Origin of the sequence: Streptomyces sp. NPDC046716 (genome assembly GCF_040645755.1) — a bacterium.
Classification (GTDB): Bacteria; Actinomycetota; Actinomycetes; order Streptomycetales; family Streptomycetaceae; genus Streptomyces.
This window is the reverse complement of the sequence record NZ_JBEYYU010000111.1, coordinates 1-12,817: the sequence shown is the minus strand read 5'-3', so window position 1 is coordinate 12,817 and position 12,817 is coordinate 1. Positions and strand designations below refer to the sequence as shown.

Here is a 12,817-nt window from a genome sequence, read left to right as displayed (position 1 = left end):
GCGCAAGAAGAGAAAGAAAGGGTCGCGCCTTTCGAATCCGGCCGGACTCGGGAGGCAAAGACAGGCTCAAACCCCGCTGCCCGGCGCCACAGGGCCCGCATTCGACCACGAACCCCCGCCACCCCAGAAGGGAAACCCACCCCATGCCCGACCAGACCCCCCCGAACGGCTTCTGGGCCCAGGCCACGGCGGAGCCGGACCGGATCGCGCTGATCGCCCCGGACGGCGAACAATGGACAGCGGGCCGCCTCCACGCGGCGGCGAACAAGATGGTCGCGGGCCTGCGCCAGGCGGGCCTGCGCCGAGGAGACGCCTTCGCCGTCGTCCTCCCCAACGGCGTCGAGTTCTTCACGGCCCACCTGGCGGCCTCCCAGGCCGGCTTCTACCTCGTCCCCGTCAACCACCACCTCGTCGGCCCCGAGATCGCCTGGATCGTCGCCGACTCCGGCGCGAAGGTCCTGATCGCCCACGAGCGCTACGCGCAGCAGGCCCGCGCCGCCGCCGACGAGGCCGACCTCCCCGCCACCCACCGCTACGCCGTCGGGACCATCGACACCTTCCGCCCCTACGCCGAACTCCTCGAAGGGCAGGACGACGCGCCCCCCGCCGACCGCACCCTCGGCTGGGTCATGAACTACACCTCCGGCACCACGGGCCGCCCGCGCGGCATCCGCCGCCCGCTGCCCGGCAAGCTCCCCGAGGAGACGTACCTCGGCGGGTTCCTCGGCATCTTCGGCATCAAGCCGTTCCAGGACAACGTCCACCTGGTCTGCTCGCCGCTGTACCACACGGCGGTGCTCCAGTTCGCGGGAGCGGCCCTGCACATCGGGCACCGGCTCGTCCTCATGGACAAGTGGACGCCCGAGGAGATGCTCCGCGTCATCGACGCCTACCGGTGCACCCACACGCACATGGTGCCGACACAGTTCCACCGTCTGCTGGCCCTGCCCCAGGAGACCAAGGACCGCTACGACGTGAGCAGCATGCGGCACGCGATCCACGGCGCCGCGCCCTGCCCCGACCACGTCAAGCGCGCGATGATCGACTGGTGGGGGACGTGCGTCGAGGAGTACTACGCGGCCAGTGAGGGCGGCGGCGCGTTCGCGACGGCCGAGGACTGGCTGAAGAAGCCGGGGACGGTCGGGAAGGCCTGGCCCATCAGCGAGCTGGCCGTCTTCGACGACGACGGCAACCGGCTGCCGGCCGGTGAACTCGGCACCGTCTACCTCAAGATGAGCACCGGCGGATTCTCGTACCACAAGGACGAGAACAAGACGAAGAAGAACCGCATCGGCGACTTCTTCACCGTCGGCGACCTGGGCGTGATCGACGAGGACGGCTATCTCTTCCTGCGCGACCGCAAGATCGACATGATCATCTCGGGCGGGGTGAACATCTATCCCGCCGAGATCGAGTCCGCGCTCCTGACCCACCCCGCCGTCGCCGACGCGGCCGCCTTCGGGATCCCGCACGACGACTGGGGCGAGGAGGTCAAGGCCGTCGTCGAGGTCGCCGAGGGCCGCACCGCGGGGGACGCGCTCGCCGCGGAGATCCTGGCCCACTGCGAGACGCAGCTCGCCGGGTACAAGCGGCCCAAGAGCGTCGACTTCATCGAGACGATGCCGCGCGACCCGAACGGCAAGCTGTACAAGCGGCGGCTGCGCGACCCGTACTGGGAGGGACGGACCCGGGCCGTGTGACCCGGCCGCCCCTCCCGTCGCGGGGTGCGCGGGATCAGCCGCGCACCCGCACCACCTTCAGGGCGGGCGACTTCCGGATGTCCTGCTCGCAGTAGCGTTCCGTGACCCACTTGCTCCCGGAGAAGAGCCGGGTCTGATCGCTGAAGTGCGCCGCGTTCGGGTTCGACGACTGGGAGTACGTGAGCAGCGTGCGCGCCACCGGGCAGCGCCCGCCGTCCCAGCCGACGGCCTGGATGTAGCTGGAGCCGTGCACGACCTCCGTGTAGCCGCCGCCCGCGGCGTCCCAGGTGGGCTCGACCTTGTTCCAGACGCCGAGACTCTCCGTGCCGCCGTGCACCGGGATGCGCCGGCCGTCACGCACCACGAACTGGTGGTCGCCGAGCTTCCCGTCCAACGGGATGCCCGCAGCCCGCAGTTCGGTCACCGTGTCGGCGAGCGCCGTGGCGAATCCGGGTGCCCGGGTGTTGAGGGTGTTCGGCGTGCGCACCGGGTCCGCCGCGGAGAACGGCACCTGCCACAACTGCGCCGCCGGGACCGCCGCCGTCAGCTTGCGCCAGAACCGGTCGAAGAGCAGCGCGCCCCGGCTGCCGGTGCTCATGGTGCGGTCCCAGCTCTTCAGGACGCCGCACGCCGCGGAGACGTCGACGGCCTTTCCGTCACTGCCCGCCGCCGTGCCGCCGGGCAGCGCGGCGCAGGCCTTCGCGGCGTCCGCCGCCGCGAGGTCCCCGGCCGGGACCCGGTCGGCGAACTGCTGTTTCTGCAGATCCGCGACGGTCAGGCGGCCCTTGTCGGCCATCGCCGCGACGTCCTCGACGGCGCCCCGGGTGCGCATCGAGCGCGGGGTGCCGACCGTTCCGAAGATCCGCTCGTACCCGGTCAGCGGCTGGTCGGCGTTGGCCAGCCACGCGCTGTCGTTGGAGTTCTCCGCGTAGGGCGCGTCCTTGAGCACGGGCATCTTCGACGGGCCGAAGACGCCGGGCTGCACGGCGTCCTTGTCGCTGCCCAGCACGCAGTCGCCCCGGGAACCGTCCAGGACCGCGACGCCCGACGCCGGGTACGTCGCCTTGCCGAGCGGTGTCGAACAGCGGGCCGCCAGATCGTCGGTGACGCGCGGCAGCACCTGCGACTGGGTGAACAGCGAGTGCCCCGCGGAGTCGGCGGCGATCGTGTTCACCCACGGAATGCCCTGGGTGCGGCGCAGGGACGCGAGCACGTCGTCCGTCGAGCGTGCCTTGCTGAAGCCGAGGGCCGTGTCGGAGGCCCGCAGATTGACCGCGTTCGGGTCGTTCAGCGCGTACGCGGTCGTGGCCGTCCAGGGCAGCGGCAGCGTCGCGCCGAGCGAGGTGACGACCGGCCCGTACCGCGTCCACCACTGGGTCCGCGTCACGTCCTTGCCGCCCTTCACGGGGACGGTCACGGTCCGCTTCGTCATCTTCTCCGGTTTGCCGTCCACCACGTACGTGGTCGGGTCGGAGGCGTCGAGGGTGAGCTGGTGCAGATTGAGGGTGACGCCGGTCGCGACCGTGTGGCTCCACGCCACGTGCGCGTTGTGGCCGATCGAGATCGTCGTGGTGCCGAGCAACGAGCCGCCCATGACGTTCAGTTCACCGGGGATCGTCTGCTGCGACTGCCAGAAGCGGCGGCCGCCCTGCCACGGGTAGTGCGGATTGCCGAGGAGCAGCCCGCGTCCGTTCGCCGTCGCCCTCCCGCTGAAGGCGACCGCGTTCGACCCCATGTCGGAGTCCTCCTGGCCGAACAGCTCACTCGCCGCGCGGGCGAGCTTCCTCGTGTCGGTGGCGGCCGGAGGGTTCGCCGCGGTCGTCGACGGCGCCTGTGCCGCCGTGATCCCGTCGATGCCGCGGCCCTGCCCGCCGAGCACCGAGATCGCGAACCCGCGTGCGGCGACGTCGAGTTCGGTCACCGGCCTCACCCAGTCCGCGCCCTTACAGGCGGGATCGGTGATCCGGTTCTGCTTCAGCCACGCGTTGTACCCGGCGGCCCAGCCGCGCATCGAGTCCTTCACGTCCCTGCTCGGGCCGGCCGGGGCGGGCGTGGCGAGCAGCTTCTCCACCGTCCGGGACTCCCGGACGCCCTTGAAGTACAGGTCGCTGGAGAGGTTCCCGGTCGCCGAGGAGAGCGAGCCGTCCGGTGCCGCGTCGGCGCCGAACCAGCGCGAGCGCTCACCGCGCAGCGTCACGAACCCGTCGGCGAGCGTGCACACCTGATCGGCGGCCTGCGCCCACCCGGTGCCGAAGCCGAGGTTCGTGTAGTCCTTGGCCTCGATGTGCGGAATGCCGTACTCGGTGTACCGGATGGTGGCGGACAGGCCGCCGCCGTGCGGGCGCTCCGGGCGGTCGGCCGCCGCCGACGGCAGCGCGGCCGCCGCCGTGAGGACGGTCAGCAGGGCCGTGCCGACTGCCGCGAGGCGCCGTTGTCTCGGGCGGATGTGCATTGTGCTCCCAACTGTCGTGAGGGCAAAGGCGGTTGAGCGTACCAGCCGGTATGTCCGCTGCCGAGAGGGGTGGCACGTGTCTTGACCTGGCGTCGGTCACCCCGCAGGATCACGCCATGACGAGGCCACCAGGGGCACAGAGGGAACCGAGGACACCGGCCGCGGCGGCGGCCGTCAGCACCGTCGACGGCGTGCTGCGGCGCAGTGCCCGCCGCACCCCCGGGCGCGTCGCGCTGCGCTACGGGCCGCGCTCGTGGACGTACGCGGAACTCGACGACGCCGTCTCCCGCGCGGCCGGGATCCTGCGCGGCCTCGGTCTCGCGCCCGGCGACCGGGTCGGCGCCTACGGGCACAACTCCGACGCGTATCTGATCGGCTTCCTCGCCTGCTCCCGGGCCGGCCTCGTGCACGTCCCCGTCAACCAGAACCTCACCGGCGACGACCTCGCCTACATCGTGCGCCAGTCGGGGAGCGCGCTGGTGCTCACCGACCCGGATCTCGCCGGGCGCCTCCCGGACGGCGTCGGCACCCTGTCGCTGCGCGACGCCGACGACTCGCTGCTCGGCCGGCTGCCCGGCGCCGTCCCCTACGACGGCGACCCGCCGGACGCCGACGACCTCGTCCAGCTCCTCTACACGTCCGGGACGACGGCCCTGCCCAAGGGCGCGATGATGTCCCACCGCGCCCTGGTCCACGAGTACGTCAGCGCCATCCACGCCCTGCACCTGGCGGAGACGGACCGTCCGGTGCACTCGCTGCCGCTCTACCACTCGGCGCAGATGCACGTCTTCCTGCTGCCCTACCTCGCGGTCGGCGCCACCAACACCCTCCTCGACGCGCCCGCGGCCGAGCGGATCCTCGACCTGGTGGAGGCGGGCGAGGCGGACAGTCTGTTCGCACCGCCGACCGTGTGGATCGGCCTGTCCCAGCACCCGGACTTCGCGACCCGCGAGCTGAGCGGCCTGCGCAAGGCCTACTACGGCGCCTCGATTATGCCCGTGCCGGTCCTGGAGCGACTGCGCGACCGGCTGCCCGGGCTCGCCTTCTACAACTGCTTCGGGCAGAGCGAGATCGGCCCGCTCGCCTGCGTCCTCGGCCCCGACGAGCACGAGGGCCGGATGGACTCCTGCGGGCGGCCGGTGCTGTTCGTCGAGGCGAAGGTCGTCGACGAGGACGGCAAGGACGTGCCCGACGGCACCCCGGGCGAAGTCGTCTACCGCTCACCGCAGCTGTGCGACGGCTACTGGGACAAGCCGCAGGAGAGCGAAGAGGCCTTCCGGGACGGCTGGTTCCGGTCGGGCGACCTCGCCGTGCGCGACGGCGAGGGCTACTTCACCGTCGTCGACCGGGTGAAGGACGTCATCAACTCCGGTGGCGTACTGGTCGCGTCACGACAGGTCGAGGACGCCCTCTACACCCATCCGGCGGTCGCGGAGACGGCCGTGATCGGGCTTCCCGACGAGCGCTGGATCGAGGCGGTGACCGCCGTGGTGGTCCGCTCGGCGGAGGTGACCGAGGCCGAGCTCGTCGAGCACGCACGCGACAGGCTCGCCCACTTCAAGGCGCCGAAGCGGATCGTGTTCGTCGACGAACTGCCCCGCAACGCGAGCGGCAAGATCCTCAAGCGGGAGCTGCGCGACCGCTTCGCCGGGTGACCGGGGGAGAAGCCCCTCAGTTGCGTTCATTGAGTTCCCTGACCAGGGCGTATTGCCGGGCCGTGCGCGGGCGTTAGTGTCCCGGCGACCGGCCCCGGCCGCGGACGGCCCGCAGCCGCCGCGCCGGTCGTCCACGCCCCCGTACGTGAGCCGGTCCCGCACGTCCGCACCAGGGCGGCGCGGGGCCTGCCGCGCCGCCCGAAGGGAACTCCATGAGCCGCTCGCACCTCGCCCGCCCGGCCGCCGCCGTCGTCGGGGCCCTGCTCGCCGCCGCGGTCCTGGCACCGGGACCGGCCGTCGCCCGGCCGCACCGGGCCGCCGGATCGGCCGGCTGCGGCACACCCACGGATCTGACCCCGGGCGCCTCCACCACGCGCTCGGTCACCGTCGACGGCGAGCGGCGCGACTACCTGGTCCACCTGCCCGCCTCCTACGACCAGGACCGGCCCACCCCGCTCGTCCTGTCCTTCCACGGACACGGCCGCACGTCCGACTACCAGGAGCGCCTCACCGGCATGAACGCGCTCGACGCCGTCGTCGTCTACCCGCAGGGCGTCACCGGCACGGACGGCAGGAGCGCCTGGGAGGGCGCCCCCTACTCGGCGGACGTCGACGACATCGCGTTCACGAAGGCGCTGATCGACCGCGCCGAGGACGACCTGTGCGTGAACACGCGCCGCGTCTTCGCCTCCGGCAAGTCCAACGGCGGCGGCTTCGCGGCCGTCGTCGCCTGCCGCCTCGCCGACCGGATCGCCGCGACCGCCATCGTCTCCGGCGCCTTCTACCCGCAGAGCGGCGCCTGCGACCCGCAACGGCCGGTCCCCGTCCTCGACTTCCACGGGCAGGCCGACGCGACCATCCCCTACGACGGCAACCCCGACAAGGGGCTGCCCGCGCTGCCCGACTGGCTGGCCGGCTGGGCCGAGCGCGACGGATGCGCCGCGCGCCCGCGAGAGACCCGCGTCGAGGACAACGTCGTGCTCCAGCGCTGGCGGTCCTGCGACGGCGGCTCCGCGCTGGAGCACTACCGGATCACGGACGGCGGCCACGTCTGGCCCTCGACGGCCCCCAACGAGGACTCGGCGACCCCGACGACCATCGACGCGACCCCGCTCATCGAGGAGTTCTTCACCGCACACCCGCTGCCGAAGAGCTGACGCGGACGCCCGCCCTACGCCTCGCGCCGCAGATCCACGATCCGCTTGATCTTGCCCACCGACCGCTCCAGGGACTCGGGCTCGACGATCTCGACGCCGACCGTCACCCCGACCCCGTCCTTCATCCCCGCCGCGATCGAGCGGGCCGCCTCGGCCCGCTCGTCCGGGGTGGCGTCCGGCCGGGCCTCCGCCCGTACCGTCAGCGCGTCCATCCGGCCCTCGCGGGTCAGCCGCAACTGGAAGTGCGGCGCCACCCCGGGCGTGCGCAGCACGATCTCCTCGACCTGGGTGGGGAACAGGTTCACCCCGCGCAGGATCACCATGTCGTCGCTGCGCCCGGTGATCTTCTCCATCCGCCGGAACCCGGGCCGGGCCGTCCCCGGCAGCAGCCGGGTCAGGTCCCGGGTGCGGTAGCGGATCACGGGCATGGCCTGCTTGGTGAGCGAGGTGAAGACCAGCTCGCCGAGCTCGCCGTCCGGCAGCACCTCACCCGTGAGCGGGTCGACGACCTCGGGATAGAAGTGGTCCTCCCAGACGTGCAGCCCGTCCTTCGTCTCCACGCACTCCGACGCGACACCGGGGCCGACGACCTCCGACAGGCCGTAGATGTCGACCGCGTCGATCCCGCACCGCTCCTCGATCTCCCGGCGCATCTCCTCGGTCCACGGCTCCGCACCGAAGATGCCGACCTTCAGCGACGTCGTCCGCGGATCCACGCCCTGCCGCTCGAACTCGTCGAGCAGCGTCAGCATGTACGAGGGCGTCACCATGATGATCTCGGGCTCCAGGTCCTGGATCAGCCGCACCTGGCGCGCGGTCATCCCGCCGGACGCCGGGATCACGGTGCAGCCGAGCCGCTCCGCGCCGTAGTGCGCGCCGAGCCCGCCGGTGAACAGGCCGTATCCGTACGCCACGTGCACCCTGTGGCCCGGCCGGCCGCCCGCCGCGCGGATCGCCCGCGCCACCATGTCCGCCCACATCGACAGATCCGCCTCGGTGTACCCGACGACCGTGGGCGTCCCCGTCGTCCCGCTCGAGGCGTGCAGCCGCCGCAGCTCCGCCCGGTCGACGGCGAACATCCCGAACGGATAGTTGTCCCGCAGGTCGGCCTTGGTCGTGAGCGGGAACCGGGACAGATCGGCGAGCGAGCCGCAGTCCTCGGGACGGACCCCCGCCTTGTCGAACGCCTCGCGGTAGAACGGCACCCGCTCGTACACCCGGCCGAGCGTCGCGCGCAGCCGCTCCAGCTGCAGCTCCCGCAGCTCCGCCACGCCCAGACGCTCGCCCGCGTCCCACCAGTCCGCCATGGATGCCTCTGTCGCCATCGACCGCACTCCCGAACTCCCGACCGATCATTCGGTTGACCTGTTGGTCGTCAGTAATTCAAGGCCGGGGGCCCGACGTCAAGGGATGGGACACGCGGGATCGCGGCGCGGCGGTCCGCCCGGCTACTCCGCGGAGTCCGCCGGCAGCACGTACGGCGTGGTCGTCCCCAGCTTCTCGAACCCGAGCCGCTCCAGGATCGGGCGGCTGTACTCGGTCGCGTCGACCTGCATGTACGTGTATCCGCGCTCGGCCGCGATCCGCACCCGGTAGGCGACCAGGGCGCGGTAGATCCCGCGCCCGCGCCACTCGTGCACCGTGCCGCCGCCCCACAGGCCGGCGAAGTCCGTGCCCGGGTTCAGTTCAAGACGGGCGGCGCTGACCGGCTCGTCGCCGTACAGGGCGAGCACGGCGGGCACCGTGTCCGGGTCGTTCGCGAGCTGCTGGCGGATCTGGTGGCCGATGACCGACGATTCGTTCTCGAAGGCCCGCGCGTGCACGGCCTCGACGAGCGCGATGTGCGCCTCCTCGGTGACCGGCATGAGCCGGATCCCCTCGGGCAGCGGGCTGTCCAGCGGCAGCACGGCCGTCTCGGCGACGAGCAGCGTCTCCGGCTCCTCGGCGACGAACCCGGCGGCGACCAGTCGCGCGGGCAGGTCGGCCGGCCGGTCGTGGGAGTACGTCTTCCACTCGGCCTCGCCGCCCAACTCCCGGAAGACCCGCACCTGCTCGGCGATGGCGGCGTCGGCGGTGTCCTCGTCGAGGTCCGACCACAGCACCCCGTGCCAGCCGCCGGGCGGGCTGAGATGCCGCACGACGTTCCCGACCCGCTCGACCCGCGCCGCCGGTTCGTCGGGCCGCGCCCCGAGCCGCATCTGCCGGTCGAACAGGGCCCATACCTTTTCGTGATCCATCCGGTTACCTCAGCACCGGGGCGACACGGCGGCAACCGGATTACGGTGCGCCCATGCCGATGCCCTCCGTGCGCCGCTTCTACGACGATCTGGCCGCCGACTACGACCGCATCTTCCCGGACTGGGACGCGAGCATCGCCCGCCAGGCCGGAACGTTCGACGCGCTGATCGGCGCCGAGCTGGGCACCGGACCGCTGCGTGTCCTCGACTGCGCCTGCGGCATCGGCACCCAGTCCATCGGCCTCGCCGGGCGCGGCCACCACGTCACCGGAACCGACCTGAGCCCGCGCGCCGCGGCCCGCGCCCGCTCCGAGGCGGCGGCGCGCGGGGTGCGTCTGGCCACGGCGGCCGCCGACATGTGCCGGCTGCCCTTCGCGGCGGGTCTCTTCGACGCGGTGCTGTGCGCCGACAACTCCCTCCCTCATCTGCTCACGGCCGATGAGGTCGGCGCGGCGCTCACCGGCATGCGGCGCGTCCTGCGCGACGGCGGCCTGCTGATCCTCACGGTCCGCGACTACGACGATCTCCGCCGCACCCGCCCCGCGTCGACCCCGCCCCAGCTGTCGACCACCCCCGAGGGCGGCACGACGATCACCTTCCAGCTCTGGAACTGGCACGACGACGGCGAACGCTACGACCTGCGCCACTTCCAGCTGATCCCCGACGGCGCCGACTGGCGGGTGCGTGAGCGCACCACGACCTACTGGGCCCTGACCGCACGCCGCCTGACCGAACTCGTGGCGGCCGCGGGCTTCACCGGCCTCACCTGGCGCACCACGGAGACGACGGGCTTCTACCAGCCGATCCTCACCGCTCGTCGCTGACCGCGGCCGATTCCGCCGCCACGCTCCGCGCCCACCGGTAGTCCGCCTTGCCGCTGGGGGAGCGCTGGATGCCGTCCGTCACCACGAGCTGGCGCGGGATCTTGTAGCCGGCGAGCTGGGTGCGGCAGTGCGTCTGGACCGCCGCCAGGTCCAGCGCGGGCGCCCCGTTCCGCAGCTGGACGACCGCCGCCACGTGGTTGCCCCACTTCGGGTCCGGGACGCCGGCCACCAGTGCGTCGTAGATGTCCGGGTGCGACTTGAGGGCCTGCTCGACCTCTTCGGGGTAGACCTTCTCGCCGCCCGTGTTGATGCACTGCGAGCCGCGCCCGAGGACCGTCACGATGCCCTCGTCGTCGACCGTCGCCATGTCGCCCAGCAGCACCCACCGCTCGTCGCCCGTTTGGAAGAAGGTCTCCGCCGTCTTCTTCGGGTCGTTGTAGTAGCCGAGCGGGACATGTCCGCGTTGCGCGATACGGCCGATCTCACCGACCGCGACGGGTACGTACGTCGCCGGATCCACCACCTGCGTACGGGCGTTGACGCGCAGCCGGAACCCCTGGCCCGCGCCGGAGCCGTCGGTCGCCGTGCCGTTGAAGCCGGACTCGGACGAGCCGAAGTTGTTGAGCAGCATCGCGTTCGGCACCAGCGCCTGGAACTGGGCGCGCACGGTGTCCGACATGATCGCGCCGGACGAGGAGACGCTGAACAGGGCCGAGCAGTCCGTGCCCTTGAGGGGTCCGTCGAGCGCGTCGATGAGCGGGCGCAGCATCGCGTCGCCCACCAGCGACACACTCGTCACCTTCTCCTTCTCGATCGTGCGCAGCACTTCCTCCGGCACGAACTTGCGGTGGATGACGATGCGCTGCCCGAAGTTGAAGCCGATGAAGGCCGTCAGCGTGGAGGTGCCGTGCATCAGCGGGGGAGTGGGGAAGAAGGTGATGCCGTCACCGCCCGCCGCCACCCGCTCGGCCAGCTCCTCGGGCCGCGTCACCGCCTCACCGGTCGGCGCGCCGCCGCCCAACCCGGCGAAGAACAGGTCCTCCTGACGCCACATCACGCCCTTGGGCATGCCTGTCGTGCCGCCGGTGTAGATGATGAACTGGTCGTCCGCCGAGCGCGCCGGGAACCCGCGCTCCGGCGAACCCGCGGCCTCCGCCTGCGTGAACTCGACGGCCTCGAGCGGCGGCGCGCCCTGGGGCGGTGTTCCCACCCGCACGAGATGCCGCAGCCTCTCCGTGCGCGGCAGCGCGGCCGCCACCCGCTCGGTGAACTCCGCGTCGAAGACCAGCGCCGCCAGATCGGCGTCGCGGTAGAGGTACACCAACTCCTCTTCGACGTAGCGGTAGTTGACGTTGACCGGCACGACCCGCGCCTTGAGACAGCCGAGGACCGTCTGGAGGTACTCGATGCCGTTGTAGAGGTGCAGGCCCAGATGCTCGCCGGGCTTGATCCCGCTGTCGATCAGATGGTGGGCGACGCGGTTGGCCGCCGTGTCCAGCTCCGCGTACGTCAGCCTGCGTTCCGCACCCGTACCGGGATGGTCGACATAGACGAGCGCCTCGCGGTCCGGGACCACGTCGACGACCGACTCGAACAGGTCGGCAAGGTTGTACTCCACCGCTCCTCCTGACCCAGGCCGCATCTCGTGTGGCCGTCATCAGAGCAGACGGGGATGTAAGGGGGAAGGGCCCCCGCACAAGAAATCTGACTGACTGTCAGAAAACTCTTGAACTGGTCGGTCCCCTCCTGCAACCTGTTCCAGGTCCGAGCTCCGGCCGACTGGAGGACACCCATGGGTGGGACCGAACATCTCGACGTGCGGCGCGAAGGCGCGACGCTCGTCCTCACGCTCAACAGGCCCGAGGCCAAGAACGCGCTCTCCCTGCCGATGCTCGTCGGCCTGTACGACGGATGGCTGGAAGCCGACGCCGACGACACCGTCCGCTCGGTCGTCCTCACCGGCGCGGGCGGCTCGTTCTGCGCCGGCATGGACCTCAAGGCCCTCGCGGGCAAGGGGATGGAGGGCGAGCAGTACCGCGACCGGCTCAAGGCCGACCCCGACCTGCACTGGAAGGCGATGCTGCGCCATCACCGGCCGCGCAAACCGGTGATCGCCGCCGTCGAGGGGTACTGCGTGGCGGGCGGCACCGAGATCCTTCAGGGCACCGACATCCGAGTCGCGGGGGAGTCCGCGACGTTCGGGCTCTTCGAGGTCAAGCGGGGTCTGTTCCCGATCGGCGGCTCGACGGTCCGCCTGCCTCGTCAGGTGGCCCGCACCCACGCCCTGGAGATGCTGCTCACCGGGCGCGCCTATCCGGCGCCCGAGGCCGCCGCGATCGGGCTCGTCGGGCGGGTCGTGCCCGACGGGACGGCGCTCGACTCCGCGCTGGAGATCGCCGAGCGGATCAACGCGTGCGGGCCACTCGCCGTGGAGGCCGTCAAGGCGTCCGTGTACGAGACCGCCGAGATGACCGAATCCGACGGTCTCGCGGCCGAGTTGAAGCGCGGCTGGCCGATCTTCGACACCGCCGACGCCAAGGAGGGCGCGCGCGCCTTCGCCGAGAAGCGCGCGCCGCAGTTCCGCCGGGAGTGACGCGTCGTCGCCGGTCGCGCAGTTCCCCGCACCGCTGGTTTGACGGTCGGCTGACGGCCGGTGGCCGCTTCCCGCGCAGTTCCCCGCGCCCCTGGAAGCGAGCTCCGCTCGCCCAGGGACAGGGGAAGGCGCGCGCAGCGCATGCCTTCAGGGGCGCGGGGACCCGACCCGTCGGCCGCCGTGGGCTGTTCCACCACCG

9 protein-coding genes are annotated in these 12,817 nt (G+C 71.9%); 5 read left to right on the top strand and 4 right to left on the bottom strand.

What is annotated here, in order from left to right; genetic code table 11:
• The first annotated feature begins 143 nt into the window (after nucleotides 1-143).
• Nucleotides 144-1,700 (top strand): acyl-CoA synthetase, encoded by a 1,557-nt coding sequence (locus tag ABZ930_RS40430; RefSeq protein ID WP_361560284.1) that lies wholly within the window; start codon nucleotides 144-146, stop codon nucleotides 1,698-1,700.
• 34 nt (nucleotides 1,701-1,734) lie between these two features.
• On the opposite strand, the gene ABZ930_RS40425 is transcribed toward ABZ930_RS40430, so the two are convergent.
• A complete protein-coding gene (locus tag ABZ930_RS40425) occupies nucleotides 1,735-4,152 on the bottom strand; it encodes a penicillin acylase family protein (RefSeq protein ID WP_361560281.1) in 2,418 nt (805 codons plus the stop codon).
• A 116-nt stretch (nucleotides 4,153-4,268) separates the two neighbouring features.
• On the opposite strand from ABZ930_RS40425, the gene ABZ930_RS40420 reads away from it, so the two are divergent.
• On the top strand, nucleotides 4,269-5,807 hold the full coding sequence (locus ABZ930_RS40420) for an acyl-CoA synthetase (RefSeq protein WP_361560278.1): 1,539 nt from the start codon (nucleotides 4,269-4,271) through the stop codon (nucleotides 5,805-5,807).
• 212 nt (nucleotides 5,808-6,019) lie between these two features.
• Entirely contained in the window at nucleotides 6,020-6,964 is a 945-nt protein-coding gene (locus ABZ930_RS40415; RefSeq protein ID WP_361560275.1) for a PHB depolymerase family esterase, read from the top strand.
• A 14-nt stretch (nucleotides 6,965-6,978) separates the two neighbouring features.
• Here the strand turns inward: ABZ930_RS40415 and paaK are convergent, their stop codons facing one another.
• Together paaK and ABZ930_RS40405 are read right to left on the bottom strand one after the other, a co-directional pair.
• A complete protein-coding gene (gene paaK, locus ABZ930_RS40410) occupies nucleotides 6,979-8,271 on the bottom strand; it encodes a phenylacetate--CoA ligase PaaK (RefSeq protein ID WP_361560287.1) in 1,293 nt (430 codons plus the stop codon).
• 141 nt (nucleotides 8,272-8,412) lie between these two features.
• Nucleotides 8,413-9,201: a GNAT family N-acetyltransferase gene (locus tag ABZ930_RS40405; RefSeq protein WP_361560272.1), complete on the bottom strand. Its 789-nt coding sequence runs from the start codon at nucleotides 9,199-9,201 to the stop codon at nucleotides 8,413-8,415.
• Nucleotides 9,202-9,254: 53 nt separating this feature from the next.
• On the opposite strand from ABZ930_RS40405, the gene ABZ930_RS40400 reads away from it, so the two are divergent.
• Entirely contained in the window at nucleotides 9,255-10,025 is a 771-nt protein-coding gene (locus tag ABZ930_RS40400; RefSeq protein ID WP_361560270.1) for a class I SAM-dependent methyltransferase, read from the top strand.
• On the opposite strand, the gene ABZ930_RS40395 is transcribed toward ABZ930_RS40400, so the two are convergent.
• Nucleotides 10,009-11,643 carry an acyl-CoA synthetase gene (locus tag ABZ930_RS40395; RefSeq protein ID WP_361560267.1) on the bottom strand — a complete coding sequence of 545 codons (1,635 nt, stop codon included), beginning with the start codon at nucleotides 11,641-11,643 and terminating at the stop codon, nucleotides 10,009-10,011. The two genes, ABZ930_RS40400 and ABZ930_RS40395, sit on opposite strands and share 17 nt — an antisense overlap.
• 174 nt (nucleotides 11,644-11,817) lie before the next feature.
• On the opposite strand from ABZ930_RS40395, the gene ABZ930_RS40390 reads away from it, so the two are divergent.
• Nucleotides 11,818-12,618: a crotonase/enoyl-CoA hydratase family protein gene (locus tag ABZ930_RS40390; protein WP_361560264.1), complete on the top strand. Its 801-nt coding sequence runs from the start codon at nucleotides 11,818-11,820 to the stop codon at nucleotides 12,616-12,618.
• Nucleotides 12,619-12,817 lie beyond the last annotated feature (199 nt).

Bases quoted from the DNA above. Each gene is read 5' to 3' on its own strand.
- ABZ930_RS40400 (WP_361560270.1), top strand. From the start codon at position 9,255: ATGCCGATGCCCTCCGTGCGCCGCTTCTACGACGATCTGGCCGCCGAC.
- ABZ930_RS40420 (WP_361560278.1), top strand. From the start codon at position 4,269: ATGACGAGGCCACCAGGGGCACAGAGGGAACCGAGGACACCGGCCGCG.
- ABZ930_RS40415 (WP_361560275.1), top strand. From the start codon at position 6,020: ATGAGCCGCTCGCACCTCGCCCGCCCGGCCGCCGCCGTCGTCGGGGCC.
- ABZ930_RS40390 (WP_361560264.1), top strand. From the start codon at position 11,818: ATGGGTGGGACCGAACATCTCGACGTGCGGCGCGAAGGCGCGACGCTC.
- ABZ930_RS40430 (WP_361560284.1), top strand. From the start codon at position 144: ATGCCCGACCAGACCCCCCCGAACGGCTTCTGGGCCCAGGCCACGGCG.
- paaK (WP_361560287.1), bottom strand. From the start codon at position 8,271: ATGGCGGACTGGTGGGACGCGGGCGAGCGTCTGGGCGTGGCGGAGCTG.
- ABZ930_RS40425 (WP_361560281.1), bottom strand. From the start codon at position 4,152: ATGCACATCCGCCCGAGACAACGGCGCCTCGCGGCAGTCGGCACGGCC.
- ABZ930_RS40405 (WP_361560272.1), bottom strand. From the start codon at position 9,201: ATGGATCACGAAAAGGTATGGGCCCTGTTCGACCGGCAGATGCGGCTC.